This is a genomic window from Leptospira paudalimensis (genome assembly GCF_026151345.1).
Taxonomy (GTDB): Bacteria; Spirochaetota; Leptospiria; order Leptospirales; family Leptospiraceae; genus Leptospira_A; species Leptospira_A paudalimensis.
Genome location: NZ_JAMQPR010000001.1, coordinates 2,231,228 through 2,250,862 on the forward strand (window position 1 = coordinate 2,231,228; position 19,635 = coordinate 2,250,862).

Below are 19,635 nucleotides of genomic sequence, written 5' to 3' on the forward strand. Positions count from 1 at the left end.
CTAACCAGTTTTCACGTTCCGATTGGTTCGGCAAAAACTTTCAGCTTCGAGACACGATCACATCGATAAATAATATCAAATTTTCGGACAAGTTTCTAGCAAATGTCCGTAACATCATCCGTTCCGAAATATCATGGTACATTTGAGAGAGTGTCCATGCATCACGACTTGTTTTGGATTTATGTAAGTGCTCAAAAAAATAAGGCCGAAAGGACCAGTTTTTTCCCAAGATGGAATAATCAGGTTTCATTTCACCGGTTTCTGACCTCGCATAATTGGGTGATACTTGGAACCCCATATGGTTCGTGATGTACATCCGAAAAAAGTCCCCATCACCAAAAACAGATGTGGAAAAATCCTCTTTCCATTCCCAAATCCCATCCTCTTCCCCAAACCCCATTACAATTTCAGAAAGTTTATTTTTCCAAATCGTTTCCCATTCAATTTGGTGGTTCATCTCTTTTTGTTTTCGTGCATGGAAGTATTCCAAAGAAGATTGCATTTCCGATCTGTATTCAAATCGACCAGAAAAATTCATCTCGGGTTTTGCAAAGTAATACCCTTGGATGTACCTGGCTCCGTAATTCAAAGCGTTGTACAATTCATCTTCAGATTCTATACCTTCGAATAACAAACTACTACCAAGTGACTCACCTAATTTTGATAAGTTGAGTAATATCTCTTTAAAATTTCTAGAAAAGGTTGATCTACGTAACATCTGTAAATCTACTTTGATGATCTCAGGGTGAAATAAACCGATTCTATCTAAGTTACTTGCTTCCGAACCAGCATCATCTACGGCGATGGAAAATCCTTCCTTTCTGTATAAATTGAGAACAGGTTTTAAAAGTTCCAAATTATGTGGAAAACGTTCTTCGGTAATTTCAATCACAATCCTAGAAGGATCAAGTTCCACTTCTCTCACCATTCGAATGGTCTGTGGTAAGGTTGTTTCCAAATTGAGGAGAGCATGGTACAAAATGTTCGGCGATATGTTTAAAAATAGTTTGGTTTCGGGAGGTGCTTCTTTTGCAAATTTCTGTAAGGCTGAAAATCGAATTTCTTCATCCACTTGTTTTTTCAAAAAAAACAATTCATCATAACCCAAAGTATGAGTGAGAAAAAAATCACCTAAACTAAATAAACCTCGGTCTGTGGACAATCGGCCAAGGAGTTCGTAACCATAAATTCCAGTCGACTCTGAAGATAAGATAGGTTGGAAAACGGGTGTGAGATCTCCGCTGGCAAGCCACTCTTTCCACTCGCGAACCAGTTTATGACTTTCACTTTCTATTTGCATAGAGGGGTACATACATTCCTGTTGCAAGAACGGTACCAATGAGCAATGTAGTGAAGTTTACTGCATCATGCTTGTTTTTTTAGCATTAGCGAACAAGTATTGTAAAAATCTGGTATTTATGTAGAAGTTTTTAGCAAAATGGTAAAAAAAAAGCCACCCAAGTCTCCTTGAGTGGCTTCCGAACGCAAAGCATCAATTACTTGATGTCTCTTGCTCTTGTTTTGAATGAGTCATCCAATTTTGGCTTTTTAGAAGGTTTTGGTTCTTCTACCACTGGCTGAGTCGGTTGTTTCACTTCTTCAGAGGCACAGTTGATCATAAATACAGCCAATAAAGCAATGATTAGCATAGACGAAATTTTTTTCATGTATTTGCTCCTTAGACTAAACTGTCGAATTTCGTAAATAAGTCGAGGAAAAAACGATGATTCTGAATATGGAGGAGATATGCCAGTAAAGTCGCAGTTTTTTGTCTTCGAAGGGATCGATGGTTCAGGGAAAACAACAGTTTCAAAGAGGGTTTCTGAAATTCTAAATGAAAAATTGTTCCCAAATGTATGGCACAGGGAACCTACCGATAGTGTTTTCGGTAAAAAAATCCGAGAATTCCTCCAAGGGAAAATCAAACTCACCCAAGAAGAACAATTAAAACTCTTTTTACAAGACAGGGAACTATCTGTTCAAGACATCATCTTACCAACGTTAAAGAATGGTAAATCAATTGTGCAAGACAGATACTATTTTTCAACTGCAGCTTACCAAGGTAGAGACGAAGAACATGCTGCGGACATTTTGTACATGAATGAAGACAAAGGTTTCCCAGAACCAAACCATGTTTATTTCCTAGATTTATCTCCTGAAGAAGCCTTAGAGAGAAGGAATACTCGCGGGGGAAAACAAGAAGTGTTTGATGAAAGTTCAGAACAAACGCGAATTTATCAAAACTATCTAGCAATTTTACCTGAATCGACAATATTTGTAGATGCAACTGCCGATTTAGAGGAAGTAGTTAACTTTTGTGTTGAGGATATTTTAAAATCACTTTCTGTCTGATTTGTCTTTTGTCACACGAAAGACCATCATGTCTCCCATGCGGAACCCTTTCACGAATCGATCAAAAAATGCCTTTCGAAATCGAAAGAAAACACTGGCATTTTTTCGACTTGTAAGACCACTTCCATAAGTAAAGGCTTTGGGAAATTTGTAACCAAGCGAAGTTAATAATTGTTTTAGTCCAGAAAAAGAATAATAATAAAGATGTTCTGGTACATTCAAATACCTCCAATGAATTCCATTCCATTTTGCAAGGAATCCATACCGACACGTGGACAAAATCAGTATTCCACCAGGTAACAAATGTTTCATGATTTTTTCTAACGTTTCTTTGGGTTTGTGTAAATGTTCGATTGTTGCCCAGAGAGTGATGACATCAAATTGGTTTTGATATCTAAGATCCCATTCTAAAAAATTTTCTTGGAAAATCGAAAGACCTAGAGTTTCCCTAGCATACTTGACAGGACCATCTGCAATTTCTATTCCTTTCGCGTCATACCCTCTTTCCTTCATATAAGCAACGAAGTATCCTGCTGCGCATCCGATATCCAATGAGGAAAGTTTGTTCAATGTGGACTCTTTTTCTTTGATCCGATTTTTCTCCCAATGAAAAAAATCTAAATCTTGTAGATTCAATTGGAAAACACGAGAGATTTCTTTTCGGAGGTCACTGGAATAATAATTATCATACCCACGTTCCGTCCTCTGGGTAAAATAAGAATCATCATAGTATTTTTTAACTTCTAACAAACTTGGTTGTGGGTTCACTTGTACAAGTCCACAATGATCACAACTAACAATCGAAAATGATTCCCCTAACGGGCTATTTTTCGTATGCAAATGGGTAAAAGAAATTTTGCCACAGGTATTACAAGGAATGGTTTCCACAGATTTCCTATCGGCTTTTTTGTGAAAAAAAGGAAGTGATTAGATAGCGACTTGTATGAATAAAAAATGCAAAAAAACAAAGAACAAGGATGATACTGGAGGAAGTGGGAAAATAAATCATTTCACCGTTCCTCTCCAATCCAATAAGAGATACCATAAATCCGAAACAAGTCGAAGTGATCGAAAACAAAACACAAACAACAGTTAAAATTTTTAATGAACGAATGATGGGAAGTAATGCAAACACAGGGAGTAAAAGGTGAGCAATGCTGTAAAAGGTTCCGAGTAAATTAACTGCAACAGTTAGGGAAGCAGCAAGGATGATATAAAACAAAAGATCAAATGGAAGTGGATTTCCTACTTGGATTTTGTATTCGTCTCGATCAAAGCTAATAAACAAAAACCGACGAAAAAAACTTAAATATAAGATAAAAAAGAAGATAGCAACATAAATACCAAGTGAATCTGCTCTGACTTGCGAAGTTAATATATCGCCAAAAAACGCTGCCATCAAATGGTTTTGCACATTTCCACCGAGTGCTAACATAAACTGCGATGCGGCAGAAAAGAAAACAAATAAAATACCAAGGATCACTTCTTCCTTCATACCAGGAAGTTTTCGCACATACAATAAAGGAAAAACTAAGATACAAGAGAATAGGATAGGAAAAATTTCACCTGGCCACTCCATAAACAAAGACAAGGCAACTGAAAACGTAACCGCTTGTGAAAGGGTCACACCAAAAAATGTCATACCCCTTAAAACAATCAGGATACCGAGTACAGATAATAAAGCTCCAACAAGGCTTCCGACTAAAATTTGAGGTAAAAATAAATTCCAACTGGAAAGGAGACTAGTCATGGTGGTGGCAATTGGGAGGCCTTTCTCCTTTTGTGATATTAAATAATTTCCCTTCATCAATTTCAAAAATTTCATGAAACCCAAATCCCCAATCATGTTCAAGACTGTGGGTAATGAAAAACAAAGATCGATTTCCTTGTTTTAGATATTCGGATAAAACAGACTGAAAGAGTTCCCTTGCGTTATGGTCCAATGAATCCATTGGTTCATCTAAAAATATCAAGTTTGCCTTCGTCAGTAAGGATCGTAAAATCAGAACTTTTTGAAGTTGCCCACCACTACACAATGAAATTTGTTTTTTCAAATAGGAACTAACACCGGTTCGTTCTATTAATTCTCTATCCTCTTCTGAAAATTTAGATTTAGGTAAAAAACTAAGCCCAATATTTTTTGGCATCAGTAAAACATCTTCCACTCTGAGAGGGAAATCCAATGCCATTTTTTTCGCTTGGGGAACATAGGATGTGGTAATTGATTTTGAGAAAGTGATGTTTCCCGCAAGTGGTGGGAGTAAGTCAGTGAGTGTTCGAAACAATGTTGTTTTTCCAGCTCCATTTCCACCGACTAGGGCGTAAGTTTTGCCGGATTCAATGTGTAGGTGGATGTCTGAGACAACAGGAAACTCTTTTCTGTACCCAACAGACAAGTGGTCTGCATGGATAAAAGTGGTGTGAGTCTTTGGACTATTTAGTTTTATCGCTTGCATCGCGTATCTTTTGTAAACTCAAACGTAAGTTCTCTTCATAACTAGTGGTGTCTAGTGCACCTACGGAAACCGGAAGTGTGACCACAACCGATCCAGGCACCTTGGACGATACGTACTCAGCATACTTTGGATTATGATAGGGTCCGATCAAGATAATTTTTATCTTTTCTGCTATCATATATCCGATCACCTGATCCATATAACGAACAGAAGGTGGAACTCCAGGACGTTCTTCTATGGTAAGGTTTGCATTAAATTTAAACCGAGATGCCAAATAAACAAATTGGTCATGGAACACTGCTACTTTTAATCCAAAATAGGGTTCCATTTTTTTCATCTCTTCTTTCGTCAGTTGGATGAGACGTTTTTTAAAGGAATTAAAATTAGTTTCATAGTACTCCCCATTGAGTGGATCCACTCTTGTAAGGGCATTTTTGATGTTTTGGGCCATTTGGATGGCATTGATCGGGTCATTCCAATAATGGGGATTCCCATAAATGTGCATATCTCCCATGGACCTATCCATCATCACGGTTGGTTCCCCAAGGATTTTCACTCCAAAGGAAGTGTCACAATACCCTGGTTGGCCTTTTTGGATTTTCATATTGCGAGATTGTTGTTGGAGATAAGGAATCCAACCAATTTCTAAATCGAGACCCACAACACATAAAACATCAGCTTCACTGAGTTTGACTAAAAAATCAGGACGAGTCATCACAAAATGTGGATCATCCACTCCACGGATCATTCCATAAACATCTGCCCTATCACCTGCGACTTGTTCGGCGATGTACTTAATATCCGAGATACTTGCTACAAGTGATACCTTTCCAAATACAGGTGAGGAAATAAACATAAGGATAGAGAGAATCAGAAAATGAAAGATTGGTTTATTCTTTGAATTTTGATGATGATAAATTGCAGAATCAAATTGATACATGATATCCTATTTCCTTAATAACTATGTGCAGGATGAGAACCTAAAATGGCGACTGCTTGCACATAAAATCTCCACTCGCGCTGTTCCTGGAATTCTTGTTTGGAAAAATCCTGGATGTATCGCCTTTCGATCGAACCACGAATCCTTCCAAATTCTGAACTATGAAAAGTAATTTGAGTCGAATGGGCTTCTATAGCATTGTCTGCTAGTTTTCCATTTTTGTCGACAAGTGATTTATCAGTAAAATAATCATAACGATACCCGAGTGACCAAAGTTGGTGGAATTTATAATCCACAAAAAAGTAATAACCCCACTGGTCTCTGGATGCTGCTTTTGATTTTTGGAAGGTGCTTGGGTCCATTTGTTCTGGGAAAATTTCTTGTTGGTACCAACCTTCGGACATGATCATGAGTTCTCTGAGATTGGAACGATTCCATCTTAAAACCGCATCCATTCCATACAGATACCTTTGGTTTTTTCTATCTGTCGTTGGTTCATACCGAACTCCAGAAAATCCAAATTGGGTTCCCCAGTTATTTCCAAAATAATAAAAATGTTTGAGGTGGGCATAACCCATTGGGTTATTTTTTTGTTGGCCTTCCGTATGGGCATGACCCCATTTCCTTCCATTAGTTGCACCTAACACTAATTCCTGGGTAATCCATTTCCATGGTAATAAAATACTAAACTCTGCTCCTGTATCCATAGCAGACTCAAAACCAATGAATTTTTCATGTACGATTGGATTCATCGTGAAAGGCCTGTCGTGAAGGTGGATTCGATTCAACCTTCCAATATCGAGAAACATCTGTCCTACTTTGAGAGAAGTATTAAAAGGTAAAAATGGGAACAAAACATTTGCTTCATGGACCTCAAAATAATATTTCCCATCTTCCCCGTGAGCAGCACCCAAAAAATTGGCTCGCATCCATTGGTCAACCGCAGCTGTAAATCCAAACTCAGCAGAACGAACATCCATTTTATTATCGATACGTTCCCCTGTTCCCCTTGGTTTGTTTCGATCCCATGCTCCGACTATGTCAATCGCGGCAGAAACATCCATCATCAAGTTTTGTGCAGAACGATTGATTTGGTTGGGTTGTTGTACGTTGGACGTGACTCCACGACTTCCTTCTGTACTTTTACTTCTTGTTTCTTGGTCTTTTAAATCTTTATCAAGTTCTGCTTCCCAATCATTGGGTTCTGGATTTGGCGATTTGGATTTAAGTGAGTTTGATTGTTTTTTGGAATCTGGTTCTTCTAGTTCTTTTTCCCAGTCATTTGTATCCGCATACAACCAAAATGCAAAAAAGACTGGTAGCATAACAACTACCAGCCGAAGAAAGGAAAAATGTTTATGGAATCCAAGTTTCACAATACTAATATTTATATCCTTATCGAATCATTCCTGAAGTGCCTATTACAGACGAATAGATGGTCATCGATTTGACAATGACATTATTAAGTCTTAGACCAACTCGGTCACCATTTACATTCACTGTCACACTATCCTGTTCGAATTGGTAAGAAGATCTGTTTACAGAATCACAAGATCCTTCCCAACCAAAGATATGAGCACCACTTTCTTCATGAACTTCTAAACATAACGTTTTTTCAATCCCAAGAGAAGTTCCCCAAGTTGCAGATTTTGTAAAAGCGGAAGAAGTATTATCTACTAATTTCTGAATCGTTGTAGCAGATATCAGAAAACCAGGTCCATTGAAATTGGTTTCACCAGGCAAAATAGCTTTTAAAGTGGATGATGCATTGTTTAAAACGTATGTAACTTCTATCCCCGCTTTTTTGGAACCACCAGAAGATGATAAACTACTGGCACGTGTGACAATTGTAGATGCATCACTGGTTCCTGAAATACCACCATTAAAAGTCACATTCTGAGCAGTAAACCCTAAACCAAGTAAGGTTGTTGTCGCATCACCAGAACAGCCAAAAAAATTAAACCGTGTTCCATTTCCCGCAGCTCCAGAACGTGCAGATTGTCCGCAAGTTCCACTGTTTGCCAATAAAGCAGCGAGGATTACATCGTTATTATCCTTTTCTTTGGATGAAAAAAGTTCCGCACAATTGCCCAGAGAGACAAATACCACAAATACCAAGATGGGTTTTAAAAAATTCATAAGTACCTCTGTGGAGACATCATTTGCAACGCTGTTGCAAATGCAACCACGTTTCATTTAAAAAATCGGTTTTTTCCGTTTTCGAAGAGGATTTTTTGTTTGGCTTTGTCGGAGATGGGGAGGTCCAAAAATTTGGAAATCGGATGGTTTAGATTATAAGGGATATTCGGAAAGTCAGATCCAAAGTAAATCTGATCCTTGTATCGTTCGAGGAGAGGGATTGCCTCGTCCACATCGGTTTCTTTGCCAGTCGCTAAAAAATCCACAAATACCATTGTTGTATCCAAAGCTAAATTGTGATATTCTTCAAGTAACGAAGCATAGGCGGATATTTCATGTGCTCCCATATGAGCGACTATTACATGTAATTTTGGATAGGTTTGGATAAATGGTTTAAAAAATTGAATTCCAGTAAATTCACCCGGTAAAGGTGCGGTACCCGTATGGATGAGGATCGGAATTTCTTTCTTTTCCAAATAACCAAAACAATCACTGAGTTCTGGATCGTTTAAATTGAGTTTGGATACTTCACAATGGAGTTTAAATCCTAAAAAACCATATACCTCAACCGCTTCTTTTACATAGGAGTACACACCTACTTCAGGATAAAATGTCCCAAAGGGTATGGCACCTTGCCAATTTTGATAATTGTTGTAAGTCCAATCATTAAGTGACTTTGCCATATTCTTTTTATGAGCATAGTTGAGAGTGGTAAACTGTTTGATCCCATTGTGGTGCAGTCGATCTACTCTTTCCAGTTCTGGCAGACGGTATCCAATTGCCCAATTGGCATTATCAAACCAACGCCAAATTAATTTCATAATGGTTTCTGGAAAAAAATGAGTGTGGATATCGAAGATATGAGGGATCCCTAAATCGGAAATTTTTTTCAAGTGGTCGGGAATGGGATCGTCAAGAATGGGAGGGAAAAAATCTCCCCTCCAAGGAAAGGGAGAGGAGATTCGTGTGTCTTTTACATTTGCTGAACTTCCATCTTCTACTTCCTTCGCAAAACATGCGTAACAAGGAAGCAGAGGTGAATCCAGTTTGTGGTTATGCAGTGACTGGAGTTTTTTTCTTTCCACGAATTTTAGTTAGGTTAGACGCCAAGATCGCTGCACTGTCTAAAATATAACTTTCAGTCAGTGTTTTTCTATGATTTCGTCTTTCTACTTTGGATCTTCCAATACTTCTTTCGAGTAACAAACTGTTATGGAATCTTGCAGCAGATTCTACTACTTCAAATGCTAACTCCTCACGAAGAGGTGTTGAATCTATTTCAGCATATTCTGCCACAACAGTTTCAAATTGTTTGAAGAGTTCGTTTAGTTCGGAAGAAGAAACAAAACCAGACATTTCCGATTTTAAGTATTCACGGTAAATTCCAGTTTCTGTCATACCAGAAACGATACCTCCGATACAAGCTACTGTTTGGAGTTGTGTCGTTCCTTCGTAAATGTTTGTGATCCGAACATCTCGATACAACCTTGCCACGTCATAATCTTCTGTATAACCAGAACCGCCATGGATTTGTAGAGCATCATAAGCAACTACGTTTGCCATTTCCGTGATGTAGTATTTGGAAAGTGGTGTGAAGAGTGAGGCTAGTTTTTCCCATTTTTTAAAGGTTTCATCTTTTTTGATGTCCTTTTCGGTGAGGCCTTTCATTTTTCCTCGTTCTTCTTTCCAACGGTATTGGTCGACTGCAAAACTAGCTTCGTATAAAATACAACGCATTGCAGCAACTTCACGTTCCATTCTTTCTAACATTTTTTTCACAGCAGTGATGTTGCTGATGGTTTTTCCAAATTGGACACGTTCTTCTGCATATTTTTTTCCTTCAAAATAAGCAGCAGTTGCAATTCCCATAGCTTGGGCCGCAATGTTTAACCTTGCTTGGTTCATCATTGCCATTGAATATTTAACGAGTCCTTTTCCTTCTTCACCGATAAGGATACCTGGAGCATTTTCAAAAACAACTTCACAAGTTGGTGAACAATGAAGCCCCATTTTCTTTTCAATGGATGCAACAAACACATCCTTTGAATGAACTAAGAAAAAGGAAAGTCCTCTTGCTCCACTGGTTGTGGTACCTGTTCGTGCTAAAGTTAAAATGATGGAAGGGGCATTTCCAAATCCGCATGCATGGGTGATAAATCGTTTGGTTCCAGTGATTCTCCAAACACCATCCTCACCCTTAACTGCTTTTGTTTGTAAATTTGGGAGGTCAGAACCATAGTTAGGTTCTGTAAGTGCCATCGCACCACAAAGTTCACCAGATGCCATTTTTGGAACATACTCATGAATCATCTCTTCTGTTCCAAAACGTTCCACAGTTTCTGCAAGGTTCATACAACCAAGAGTGATCGCAAGGGATCCGTCACCACGTGATACACACTCAGATAACATGGATTGAACGACAGAAGGTAATCCAAGTCCACCGTAATGTCTATGGATTCCATACGGCAATAAACCAGCAGATTTAATTTTTTCTACCACGTCTAACATTGGTTTTGGGAAACCAACTTGGCCGTCTTTGTATTTGAGTCCCTCTTCATCCATTTGTTTGGCAACTTGTGAGATGTCATTTCCAGCAATGTCCCCACCTGCTTCGAGTGTGGATCTGTAAAATTCAATCGCATCTTCGTAATTTCCAGGAGCAAAGGTGAGTTCCTCTTTTCCTGATTTTTGGAATTCTGCAAAATCTTCGAACCCTTGTTCGTATTGGTCGATGACCGCATTCCAAGGTGTGAGAGAATCAAAATGATCAATTAGGTCATCATTATCATTAAAATAGTTATTAGATATCATACAATTTATTGGCTCCTAACAAGGACTTTCACTCACGTTTCAATATCGTGAAAAGAATTACAAATAATTTTCCCTGGTGGATTCCTGAACGAATGTCCAATCCGTTAAGTTAATGGTGTTAAACAAGGATCATTTGATGCGATTGGCAAGGACTTGGATGTCTTCGATGTGTTCTGCAAGCACCCTAGTATTTTCAGCCACTACTTGGACTGCATCTTCAATGTTTTGGGCAGCACGCATCACTTCCTGGTTACCAATGGATTGTTCTTTGGCAATGGTTTCTAGTTGTGAGGAAATATCTTTTAATTCTTTTTGAGAATCCACTACCCTTGCATTTAATTTTTGTAATTCGATGATTTTTGTATTAAAACTTATAACCTTAGATTGGATATTTAACATCTCTCTTTCTTGGTTATTGGCAAGAGAATTTGCTTCTTTCGCAGATAAATTCCCTTTCATTAAATCTGATTTTGATTTCAAAATGGTTTTGGAAATGATACTCGCATTGGTTGCAGAATTATCTGCTAGTTTGGCTACTTCTTGTGCGACAACAGCAAATCCCCTTCCATGTTCTCCAGCCCTTGCAGCTTCAATCGAAGCATTTAACGCAAGCAAGTTGGTCTGATCTGCAATCTCTTTCATGATTTGGTTGACATCTTCCACTTTTTGAAAACTATCACTGACTTCGGAGAGTACATTGTTTAAATTTTCCATGGAGAGTGTGACTAGATTACTGAATTTGGAAGACTCTTTGATTAGCCCAGAAATCAATTCAATTTCAGAACGAACTGAAGTGACAATTCCTTCTAAAGTTTTACTTTCTTCATTTAACGATTCAATCCTTTGGTATTGGTCTTTCACAAATGAAAATGAATTTTCTGTTGATTGGGCAATTTCGGTGAGGGATGCTGATATTTCTTCAATGGATGCAGCTTGGTTTTGAACAAGACCATTCAAATCATCAGTAAAAACTTTTAAAGCAGCAACAGATTGGTTTAAGTTTTCACCTGTTTCAACCATTGCTTCTTTTTGTTCTGATACAATTTTCGCATGGGCATCTGCTTCTTTTTTACCAACCATTGCTTCTTCGCGAATGGAAATGAGTAGTCCCACCATCTTACTCATAAAGTAAGTTGCTAAGATTAAAAAAACAATTTTCACAATTTCAATAGGTAAAGACAAGGAATGAGGCAAATGATGGACATCGTTTCTATCGACAAAACTAACTCCCATCTGGTATGAAAATAACAATGAACCAATGTGGATACAAATAAGAAGTACACCTACGATGATGGTTTGTTTGGAAGAAAATAAAAAACCTGAATACAAGATCACAAAAAAACAAATTGTGTAATTCACTCCAAGTTTAAGAGCAGCTGCTGATAAATCTAAAGTGATGAGTGATTGGCCCCAAGTGGATATGCCTACAAGAATTGCATCACCTATCACAAACAAAAAAGGATAAGGATTAAGATGTCGTCGAAATAAATACAATTGAGTAAATGCAAAAATTCCATAAAAGACAGTTGCAATGACCATCACAACCAATTGGTCAGTCCGAAGTGAACCTAAACTTCCCAAAATACCCAATACATAAATTCCAAATAAAATAAACCGTATGGTATTGATGGTTTTGGCTGATTGTAATTTATATTCGTCCATAAGATACGGAGGTTATCATGGTGTTTCCCATATAGATTGCAAGGAAATACTTCTCGCAGGAACCCACTAAGGTTCATCGCGGACCAATCAATCAAACGAATCAAAAAAAGTTACCAGAATTGTTTCTATTTCGATCCAAAAAAAAGCAAAACGGAATACCAAGTCCAGAAACATTCTTGCAACTGTGTTGCATTTTTATTTGACAAAAAACCTCCCACTTTTCAAATGCAACTTAATTGCATAAGGAGGGTCTCCACTTGGACAAAAAAATACCCGTAACTGTTTTATCAGGATTTTTAGGAGCAGGCAAAACCACCCTTCTCAATCATGTTCTTTCGAACAGAGAAGGTATGCGTGTCGCTGTCATTGTCAATGACATGAGTGAAGTGAATATTGATGCCAAGTTAGTTGCGAATGGCGCTTCACTCAGTCGAACAGACGAATCTCTCGTCGAAATGTCCAATGGTTGTATTTGTTGTACGTTACGAGAGGATCTTCTCATTGAGGTAACTAGACTTGCAAAGGAGAATCGATTTGATTACATTCTAATCGAATCAACTGGAGTATCAGAACCATTACCTATTGCTGAAACATTTACTTTTGAAGACGAAGCGGGTGTTAGCTTATCAAATCTCGTTCAACTCGATTCCATGATTACAGTAGTTGATGCAGTCAATTTTTTAAAGGATTTTGAAAGTTTAGATTCCTTAAAAAAACGAGAATTAGGTGCAGGAGAGGAAGATGATCGAGATTTAGTAGATTTATTAGTAGACCAAGTTGAATTTTCGAATCTGCTAGTAGTAAACAAAATTAGTCTTTTATCAGAATCAAACAAAAACAAACTTCTCACAATTTTACGTTCACTCAATGCTGAAGCTGAAATCATTACCACAGATTTTGGAAAAATTCCACTTAATAAAGTATTTAATACGGGCAAGTTCGATTTTGAAAAAGCGAGTCAATTTCCATTGTGGTTAAAAGAATTAAGGGGGGAACATGTTCCTGAAACTGAAGAATACGGAATTAAAAGTTTTGTGTATGTAAATCGAAAACCCATGCATCCAAAACGTTTTTATGATTGGTTGGATTCTGAAAAAGACGGACTCGTGAGAGCAAAAGGATTTGTCTGGCTTGCTACTAAAATGGATTGGGTTGTGTTGTATTCCCAAGCTGGAAATCTTTCATCATACAAACCAGAAGGTTTTTGGTGGGCAAGTATAAGAGAAGAGGACATTCCAGACGAGCCGGATGTCATTGAAAATATAAAACACCATTGGTTAGAACCTTGGGGTGACAGACGGCAAGAAATTGTCCTTATCGGTAGGGACATGAATGAGAAAAAGATAAGGTCATCTCTCGATAAATGTTTGTTAACCGATGAAGAATACAAACAAGGACCTGAGATTTGGGCTAACTTAGAAGATCCGTTTCCCAATTGGGATGAAATGATTGGTGAACCTGAAACCGAGGTAATTTCAAAATGAAAGTTTATTTAGGAGAATTGCCAGTGGAACTCACTGGCAAGAGACCAAGGTTGGGAAATCCGATTGAAGGAAAATATCGGTTTACTCCAGTGCTCAATACAAAAACTAAATTTCCGAATCTGCAAAAAAGTAAGGGTATCATATTTCTTTCTACATTACCCAATGTAAAATCCTTTGCCTGTTCTGCACAAGTTTTAGATTTAGAAGTTGAAATTAACAAACGCAATATCCCTGCAAAAATTTTCCATCTTGCATCATGTGGAAAAGAGTCTTGGGCAGAGATCAAAAAGTTACATCCACAGTTGAAAGCACGCGGGTATTCGCTTCAAAACTGTAGTCAAAAAGAAATACATAACTTTAAACAAATGTTGGGAGTGGGAGTCAAAAACTCACATCGATTGGCACATGCACTTTTTGCACTCAAAGATGGAAGAATTATAGGATCTTATATCCCTAAGCAACAATACGGTGTACCAAATATCAAACAATTTTTAAATCGATTGGAGAGAGGATTGTATTCATAAGGGAAATAAGAATCTTTGAATGAAATCCAGTGTCCTTTGTTTTGTATCGTTTTTTTTTATAGAACAAAGGAAGAGCCCTTATATAGGGCCCGAAACAATCTGGATTCCAATCTAAGCTTGGTCTATGGATTTGCCTTCGCCCAAACATTCCATTCTATAGCCGTTCTAAATTTTTGACCAGTAATGGCTGTTAGTGCATAATAACTTAATTTGCGTTTTTCAGCATTATCACTGTTTACAAATGAAATCAGAAGTGGAATTGATTTTTTGTCTTTTCGTTTGGCTATTTCTTCCATCGCAGGTCTGTATACTTCTGCATCCTTAGAACGAGTGGCTTCTTCGATAAGATACCTTGCCTCTTCTGTTGGAATTAGGGCAACGGTTGATAGAATTTGAGGAGCCATTTTAGGACGATCTGATAATAGTTCCTTTAGTTTTGGTAAGGCACTTGGGTCTGCAATGGATCCGAGTGCTTCCAATGCATATCCCATCAGTTTGGCGTCTCCTTTGTCTAATGCTTTGATGAGATCTGGTACTGCTTCTTTTGCTCCCATAACACCAAGTGCCCAAGCAGAACCATAAGGGCCTTCTTTTTCACCGGAGAGTAATACTTTGCGTAAGATAGGAATGGAACTTGGATCTCCAATCCATCCAAGTGCTTCTGCAAAATTATCTCGTTCCGGAGTTGATGGTTTGAGGAGTAATTCTTCGATTCGATTTTTTCCTTCTTTGTACTTTTGTCGACCAATGATTTTTGCCGCATAACCCCAGTTTTTCGTTTCATCAGAAGATAAAATTCCAAAGGCAAGTTTTGCTGCTTCTTTAGAAGGAATTGCACACAACACATCAGTTGCATACATTTTTGATTCTAAATTATCAGATTTTAAAACAGCAAATACTTTAGGCACAACCGTTGGATTTGCAATTTCAATCAGTGCCATGGAAGCATTTTCTTTACCCTTATCATAAGGTAGAGTAAGGGCTTTGATGAGTATTTCACTGGCATTTTTTGCTTTAATCCTACCGAGAGCTAAATAGGATGCAGCGAGTGTTGGAGTTTCATCTTGGATTTTTGTTAGATTGACTAAATACGATTCAGCGGAACTTACATTTAATTTTCCGAGTGCCATTGCAAAGGTTTTGTCTTTTTCTCTGTTTTTGTTTTTTAAAGCCAAGTTCAAAATTTGGGAGCCTACAGATCGATTTCCAATCTGCACCAATGCATCCACAGTTTGTAATCGTAGAGTTGCATTATCATCTTCTAATAATGGATAAATTCGATTCAGTACAGAAGGATCTTTCATACGAGTTAATGCATCTAAATAAACATCTTTCGGATTTTCTGTATCAGACCACATCAAATTGGCAATGGTAGAGGAAGAAACCTTGTCCTTTAATTCTCCAAGTGCAATTGCTGCACCTGCTCTTAAGCCAGGATCTTTTTCATTTAACATCTTTCGAAGACTTGGAATTGCTTTTGTGATCCCACGGCTTCCCAGTTGGATCGCAGCTTGGCCTCTATCAAAATTGGAACCAGATTCCAATGTTTTGATGAGCATTTCAGTCGGAATCTCTTCTTCCACAGGTAGTACCTCCTGAGTTTCAGGTTCGTTTGGACCACCAAAACAATTTAGGCTTAGGCCACATACGAAAAGGAAAATGAATGATTTATCTAGGATTTGCATGGATGTATCTATGGTATTAATTACGGTGAGGATTGTAAAACAAAAAGCTTCCTAACACTAGGAAGCTTTATTCTTTGGAATGGTTTGAAAGTTTAACTATTAGGAACTTGGTTCCTTACTTCTTTTAACGTCGCGAGTTCTTTACGCCAAACTTGTAAATCTTTCTCAGCAGAACCTTTGACATCACTATCAGGTTTTTTGTTTTCGAGCCAATATTCAACCATTTGGATACGTGACTCTAACTCATTGATTTTAAAATCAAAGTAAGCTTTTTGCGCTTTGGGAGTAGGACGTTCTCCCGCATTCGGCTCTTCACTCGAAGGTTTGTCTGCCCATTTTTCCTTCGATTGGCTCGCTGAAAAACTCGCATCCATAGCGGTAAAAGAATCCAACATATCAAGTTGTTCTTTCTCCTGTGTTTCTGTAAGAGGAGCACGAATTTCACGGGGAATGTAGAAATTATTTGGGTATTTCGCCGCAAAATCTCTCCACTCCTCCTTAATCTCTTCCTTACGATTCGGTTTTTTTTCGAGAGCAAACGGCCATAGTACTTCCGCTTGTGCCAATTCCAATTCTTCAGGATTGGGAGCATCCGCAAATTCTGGATCATCAAACAACGAATTTGCGTGTTTTTCTGAACTGCCAAAATCGGAATTTGACACAACTGTATCTTGTTTTGTTTTATCAGAAGTGAACTTCCAAATCGAAAAAACAAACAAAGCTAAGAAAAAACTACAAACCGAAAGAATACCTAAAAACCGTTTACTCATCGTTAATACCTTATGTAAAGATTGATACTACCCAAGAAATTGCCTGACCGAAAATATTCTCTGTTAAGAATTTTTTCAAATCAACTGGATTTCGATTCAAAGTATCGTAATACCAAGCAGTGTATTCACTCACTTGTGGAATTGAATATCCATAACGTGTGTTAATTGCTTTGATCAACTCATTAGCAAATAGTGAGTGACCATACATATTTGGGTGGACACCATCTAAACCAAAAACACCTGGTTGGTTAGGAAGTGGCCAATTTGCGCGAGCATTTCCTGGTGACCAACCAGAAGCACTACGAATCGGTCTTCCGTTTTCTTTAAGGTCATCAAAAATCACACGTAAGTCAGCAACTGCAAAACGCATTGTAGCAGCTTGAGCTTTGATTTCGTTGTTCAACATATTTAAAAAGTTGGAAATAGTTCCGATTTCATTCGCATCCAAAACTTGGTTTGGATTTGATACGGAGTTTCTAAAAAATGCTTTGAGTCCAGAGTAATTTGCTCTGCCACTTGGATCTTTGTAAGGTTCAAGAAAGGCAATTGCTGTTACGTTTGGAACAGTAAATAAAACCCCACCTTTTAAACTTCCCATAGCAGCCATTCTTCTGAAAAATTCACGAATGTCTCTTTTGAAACGAGCTTCGTCTAAACAATCAGTAGATGTATGAAGTGCAGTACAAAGTACGTGGTTTGCTCCAGCAGAACCAAATAAGAAAGTTGGTTTTACTTTCTCCATCACTTGCGCTTGCGTTCCTGCATCACGTAAACCAAATCTGTGGAATTTGTCTGGTTCCTGACAATCAGCAACAGTTACCCAACGATATGTATACCAATACCACTTTGCCCAATACCATTCTTTTGCTTGTTTTGTGGCAGTGATATCTTCACATTTACCTGATGTTTTTAATAGAGTTGTATACTCTGCACCTGTGATACCTGCATGTGTTGGTAAGGAAACAGTGGATTTGTTTCCACCGATGATGCTTTCCGCAATACAAAAAATCCCACAATCCCACTTAAGGACATCTTCTAAGTTAACGAAAGGTCCTTTCAAAACATTATAAGATACGGATGCTCCTGCTTGTTTTGATACAAGAACGGGATAAGCCCAATCTTGTGTTTTTTTCTCTACGGTGACACCAAAAAAACCTTGGCTTAAGGAATCTCCTACGACCCCAACTCTTTGGAACATTTCACCTTGTGTTTGCGCAGATAATGAACCTGCCAGAAACAAAGCGAGCACCAAACTGAATGCTTTATTTGTCTTCATATTTCCTCCCAATCAGAACATTTTCAACATATTTTGAACAATTGAGACATTTTGGTGTCTTTTTGAACGAGCGTCAAATAATTTATTTCCGAACCATTGCAATTTTTTGAACTAAGTTCATAACAAATCCCACTACATTTGGTCCTAAATTTTCATTTACGGCAAGAGGCCTTCTACAGAACCTTGTTTAATTGACAATGAGAATAAATCTCATTCGCAAAGGGAGACTATCAGCCGATGTTTGGGAAGCAAATTATAACCATCGTACTAACACTTGGGATATCCACTATGGGATGCACCAAACAAGAAAACAACGAAGCGTCACTACTTGCTTCCTTAGCACTTGTTGGTGCGGGTGGAAACCAAACTGCCTTTTTAGAAACCTATTCCCAAATTGCCTTCCAAAACTATAGCGATGCTTATGCGGATGTAGTTTTGATGCGAGAAAAGGTAACCACCTTTACACAAAAAGCCTCTCCTTCTCTTTCCGAACTAAACGAAATCAGAACCCTTTGGAGAAAAGCAAGGAGGAGTTACTTACAAGCAGAAATCTTCCGTTTTAGCCAAGGACCTGTGGATAACCCAAATCTTACGGGAGGTGTGGAACTCGAACCTTTGATGAATTCCTGGCCTTTAGATGAAGGATACATTGATACAGTTGTGTTAGCAGGTACTGTCACGAAACAAGGATTAATCGATAAAAACCAAGGTGATTGTTCTAGTGGAACATGCCCCGATGGAGATACTGCTAAAAATATCTCTGTTGGTTGGCATGCCATAGAATATATCTTATGGGGAGTTGATGCGACAAATAACTCAACACCAGGTACAAGCATCACCCAAACTAACTTTACCACTGCGAATGGATCTGGAAGTGCACAAGCCAAACGTTCTGCTTATTTATTGTATGCTACAGAAATTTTAGAATCACATTTACTGCTCATAAAAAATGCATGGGATCCTTCTATCTCAGGTTCCTATGTTCAAAAATTCAAAACGAGTTCCACTTCTTTTGAAAATATCCTAAGAGGGATTGCCAAGTTTGCAGGTGGTGAATGGGGAGGAGAAAGAATGACAGGTGTTTTTGGTGGAGACCAGGAAGAAGAACATTCTTGTTTTTCCGACAATACAAAATCAGACTTTTATTATGATGCCAAAGGTTTAGAGAATATCTTTAACGGAACCTACACTGGTTCGAAAACCATCACCGGGTATGGACTGAAAAATCTATTAGGCAAAGAAACAAATTATATCAAAGAAAGGATCGCGACTGCAGAACAATTCTGTTTGAATGAATTTGCTGAAGATACTTCCCTAAATCAAACCTGTAGTGGCAGTCTCATTTCTAGTCGATTTGATCGAATGATCGCAACCGTCAATGTATCGGGTTCTGCTACTGAAAATGCAGATTACCAACTCTTTCGTTATCAAATCCAACCTGCTGTTCAAGAAATCGCAAAGTCAATGCAAAGAACCGCAGCGAGTTTTGGAGTTTCCATCGGTGACGATGGCCTTGTGATCCAATAAAAATAGAAA

General features: G+C 38.1%; 18 protein-coding genes. 4 read left to right on the plus strand and 14 right to left on the minus strand.

What is annotated here, in order from left to right:
- Positions 1-40: 40 nt before the first annotated feature.
- Both ND855_RS10405 and ND855_RS10410 read right to left on the minus strand, forming a co-directional pair.
- On the minus strand, positions 41-1,300 hold the full coding sequence (locus ND855_RS10405) for an EAL domain-containing protein (protein ID WP_265358278.1): 1,260 nt from the start codon (positions 1,298-1,300) through the stop codon (positions 41-43).
- 196 nt (positions 1,301-1,496) lie between these two features.
- Positions 1,497-1,667, minus strand: coding sequence for a hypothetical protein (locus ND855_RS10410; protein WP_165780331.1), 171 nt, complete (start codon positions 1,665-1,667; stop codon positions 1,497-1,499).
- Between the two features lie 79 nt (positions 1,668-1,746).
- On the opposite strand from ND855_RS10410, the gene tmk reads away from it, so the two are divergent.
- Entirely contained in the window at positions 1,747-2,352 is a 606-nt protein-coding gene (tmk, locus tag ND855_RS10415; protein WP_265358279.1) for a dTMP kinase, read from the plus strand.
- Here the strand turns inward: tmk and ND855_RS10420 are convergent.
- From ND855_RS10420 to ND855_RS10460, 9 genes are all read right to left on the minus strand, one after another.
- The gene (locus tag ND855_RS10420) at positions 2,338-3,240 is read right to left on the minus strand and encodes a class I SAM-dependent methyltransferase (RefSeq protein WP_265358280.1); all 903 of its coding nucleotides are present in this window, start codon (positions 3,238-3,240) and stop codon (positions 2,338-2,340) included. The genes tmk and ND855_RS10420 overlap by 15 nt on opposite strands.
- Before the next feature lie 7 nt (positions 3,241-3,247).
- A complete protein-coding gene (locus tag ND855_RS10425) occupies positions 3,248-4,102 on the minus strand; it encodes a metal ABC transporter permease (protein WP_265359382.1) in 855 nt (284 codons plus the stop codon).
- Entirely contained in the window at positions 4,095-4,808 is a 714-nt protein-coding gene (locus ND855_RS10430; RefSeq protein WP_265358281.1) for a metal ABC transporter ATP-binding protein, read from the minus strand. Before ND855_RS10430 ends, ND855_RS10425 begins: the two co-directional genes overlap by 8 nt.
- A complete protein-coding gene (locus ND855_RS10435) occupies positions 4,786-5,664 on the minus strand; it encodes a metal ABC transporter substrate-binding protein (RefSeq protein WP_265359383.1) in 879 nt (292 codons plus the stop codon). The genes ND855_RS10430 and ND855_RS10435 overlap by 23 nt, the downstream gene beginning before the upstream one ends.
- A gap of 98 nt (positions 5,665-5,762) precedes the next feature.
- On the minus strand, positions 5,763-7,073 hold the full coding sequence (locus ND855_RS10440; RefSeq protein ID WP_265358282.1) for a hypothetical protein: 1,311 nt from the start codon (positions 7,071-7,073) through the stop codon (positions 5,763-5,765).
- 70 nt (positions 7,074-7,143) lie between these two features.
- Positions 7,144-7,887, minus strand: coding sequence for a hypothetical protein (locus ND855_RS10445; RefSeq protein ID WP_265358283.1), 744 nt, complete (start codon positions 7,885-7,887; stop codon positions 7,144-7,146).
- A gap of 53 nt (positions 7,888-7,940) precedes the next feature.
- Entirely contained in the window at positions 7,941-8,849 is a 909-nt protein-coding gene (locus tag ND855_RS10450; RefSeq protein WP_265359384.1) for an amidohydrolase family protein, read from the minus strand.
- A gap of 91 nt (positions 8,850-8,940) precedes the next feature.
- Positions 8,941-10,698, minus strand: coding sequence for an acyl-CoA dehydrogenase family protein (locus tag ND855_RS10455; protein ID WP_265358284.1), 1,758 nt, complete (start codon positions 10,696-10,698; stop codon positions 8,941-8,943).
- A 129-nt stretch (positions 10,699-10,827) separates the two neighbouring features.
- Positions 10,828-12,360 (minus strand): methyl-accepting chemotaxis protein, encoded by a 1,533-nt coding sequence (locus ND855_RS10460; RefSeq protein ID WP_265358285.1) that lies wholly within the window; start codon positions 12,358-12,360, stop codon positions 10,828-10,830.
- A 257-nt stretch (positions 12,361-12,617) separates the two neighbouring features.
- On the opposite strand from ND855_RS10460, the gene zigA reads away from it, so the two are divergent.
- Together zigA and ND855_RS10470 are read left to right on the plus strand one after the other, a co-directional pair.
- Positions 12,618-13,844, plus strand: coding sequence for a zinc metallochaperone GTPase ZigA (gene zigA / locus ND855_RS10465; RefSeq protein ID WP_265358286.1), 1,227 nt, complete (start codon positions 12,618-12,620; stop codon positions 13,842-13,844).
- The gene (locus ND855_RS10470) at positions 13,841-14,368 is read left to right on the plus strand and encodes a hypothetical protein (RefSeq protein ID WP_265358287.1); all 528 of its coding nucleotides are present in this window, start codon (positions 13,841-13,843) and stop codon (positions 14,366-14,368) included. The genes zigA and ND855_RS10470 overlap by 4 nt, the downstream gene beginning before the upstream one ends.
- A 122-nt stretch (positions 14,369-14,490) precedes the next feature.
- Here ND855_RS10470 and ND855_RS10475 read toward each other — a convergent pair whose 3' ends face one another.
- The 3 genes from ND855_RS10475 to ND855_RS10485 all read right to left on the minus strand — a co-directional run bounded on the left by ND855_RS10475 (position 14,491) and on the right by ND855_RS10485 (position 18,099).
- A complete protein-coding gene (locus ND855_RS10475; protein ID WP_265358288.1) occupies positions 14,491-16,053 on the minus strand; it encodes a HEAT repeat domain-containing protein in 1,563 nt (520 codons plus the stop codon).
- Positions 16,054-16,145: 92 nt separating this feature from the next.
- Positions 16,146-16,823: a hypothetical protein gene (locus tag ND855_RS10480; RefSeq protein WP_265358289.1), complete on the minus strand. Its 678-nt coding sequence runs from the start codon at positions 16,821-16,823 to the stop codon at positions 16,146-16,148.
- Between the two features lie 10 nt (positions 16,824-16,833).
- On the minus strand, positions 16,834-18,099 hold the full coding sequence (locus ND855_RS10485) for an SGNH/GDSL hydrolase family protein (RefSeq protein ID WP_265358290.1): 1,266 nt from the start codon (positions 18,097-18,099) through the stop codon (positions 16,834-16,836).
- A 237-nt stretch (positions 18,100-18,336) separates the two neighbouring features.
- On the opposite strand from ND855_RS10485, the gene ND855_RS10490 reads away from it, so the two are divergent.
- The gene (locus tag ND855_RS10490) at positions 18,337-19,626 is read left to right on the plus strand and encodes an imelysin family protein (protein WP_265358291.1); all 1,290 of its coding nucleotides are present in this window, start codon (positions 18,337-18,339) and stop codon (positions 19,624-19,626) included.
- The last annotated feature ends 9 nt before the right edge of the window (positions 19,627-19,635 follow it).

What these genes read in the sequence shown, in the direction of transcription:
- ND855_RS10410 (WP_165780331.1), bottom strand. Translation starts at nt 1,667, where the DNA reads ATGAAAAAAATTTCGTCTATGCTAATCATTGCTTTATTGGCTGTATTT.
- ND855_RS10425 (WP_265359382.1), bottom strand. Translation starts at nt 4,102, where the DNA reads ATGACTAGTCTCCTTTCCAGTTGGAATTTATTTTTACCTCAAATTTTA.
- ND855_RS10475 (WP_265358288.1), bottom strand. Translation starts at nt 16,053, where the DNA reads ATGCAAATCCTAGATAAATCATTCATTTTCCTTTTCGTATGTGGCCTA.
- ND855_RS10405 (WP_265358278.1), bottom strand. Translation starts at nt 1,300, where the DNA reads ATGCAAATAGAAAGTGAAAGTCATAAACTGGTTCGCGAGTGGAAAGAG.
- tmk (WP_265358279.1), top strand. Translation starts at nt 1,747, where the DNA reads ATGCCAGTAAAGTCGCAGTTTTTTGTCTTCGAAGGGATCGATGGTTCA.
- ND855_RS10455 (WP_265358284.1), bottom strand. Translation starts at nt 10,698, where the DNA reads ATGATATCTAATAACTATTTTAATGATAATGATGACCTAATTGATCAT.
- ND855_RS10460 (WP_265358285.1), bottom strand. Translation starts at nt 12,360, where the DNA reads ATGGACGAATATAAATTACAATCAGCCAAAACCATCAATACCATACGG.
- ND855_RS10430 (WP_265358281.1), bottom strand. Translation starts at nt 4,808, where the DNA reads ATGCAAGCGATAAAACTAAATAGTCCAAAGACTCACACCACTTTTATC.
- ND855_RS10470 (WP_265358287.1), top strand. Translation starts at nt 13,841, where the DNA reads ATGAAAGTTTATTTAGGAGAATTGCCAGTGGAACTCACTGGCAAGAGA.
- ND855_RS10490 (WP_265358291.1), top strand. Translation starts at nt 18,337, where the DNA reads ATGTTTGGGAAGCAAATTATAACCATCGTACTAACACTTGGGATATCC.
- ND855_RS10480 (WP_265358289.1), bottom strand. Translation starts at nt 16,823, where the DNA reads ATGAGTAAACGGTTTTTAGGTATTCTTTCGGTTTGTAGTTTTTTCTTA.
- ND855_RS10440 (WP_265358282.1), bottom strand. Translation starts at nt 7,073, where the DNA reads ATGCTACCAGTCTTTTTTGCATTTTGGTTGTATGCGGATACAAATGAC.
- ND855_RS10485 (WP_265358290.1), bottom strand. Translation starts at nt 18,099, where the DNA reads ATGAAGACAAATAAAGCATTCAGTTTGGTGCTCGCTTTGTTTCTGGCA.
- ND855_RS10445 (WP_265358283.1), bottom strand. Translation starts at nt 7,887, where the DNA reads ATGAATTTTTTAAAACCCATCTTGGTATTTGTGGTATTTGTCTCTCTG.
- ND855_RS10435 (WP_265359383.1), bottom strand. Translation starts at nt 5,664, where the DNA reads ATGTTTATTTCCTCACCTGTATTTGGAAAGGTATCACTTGTAGCAAGT.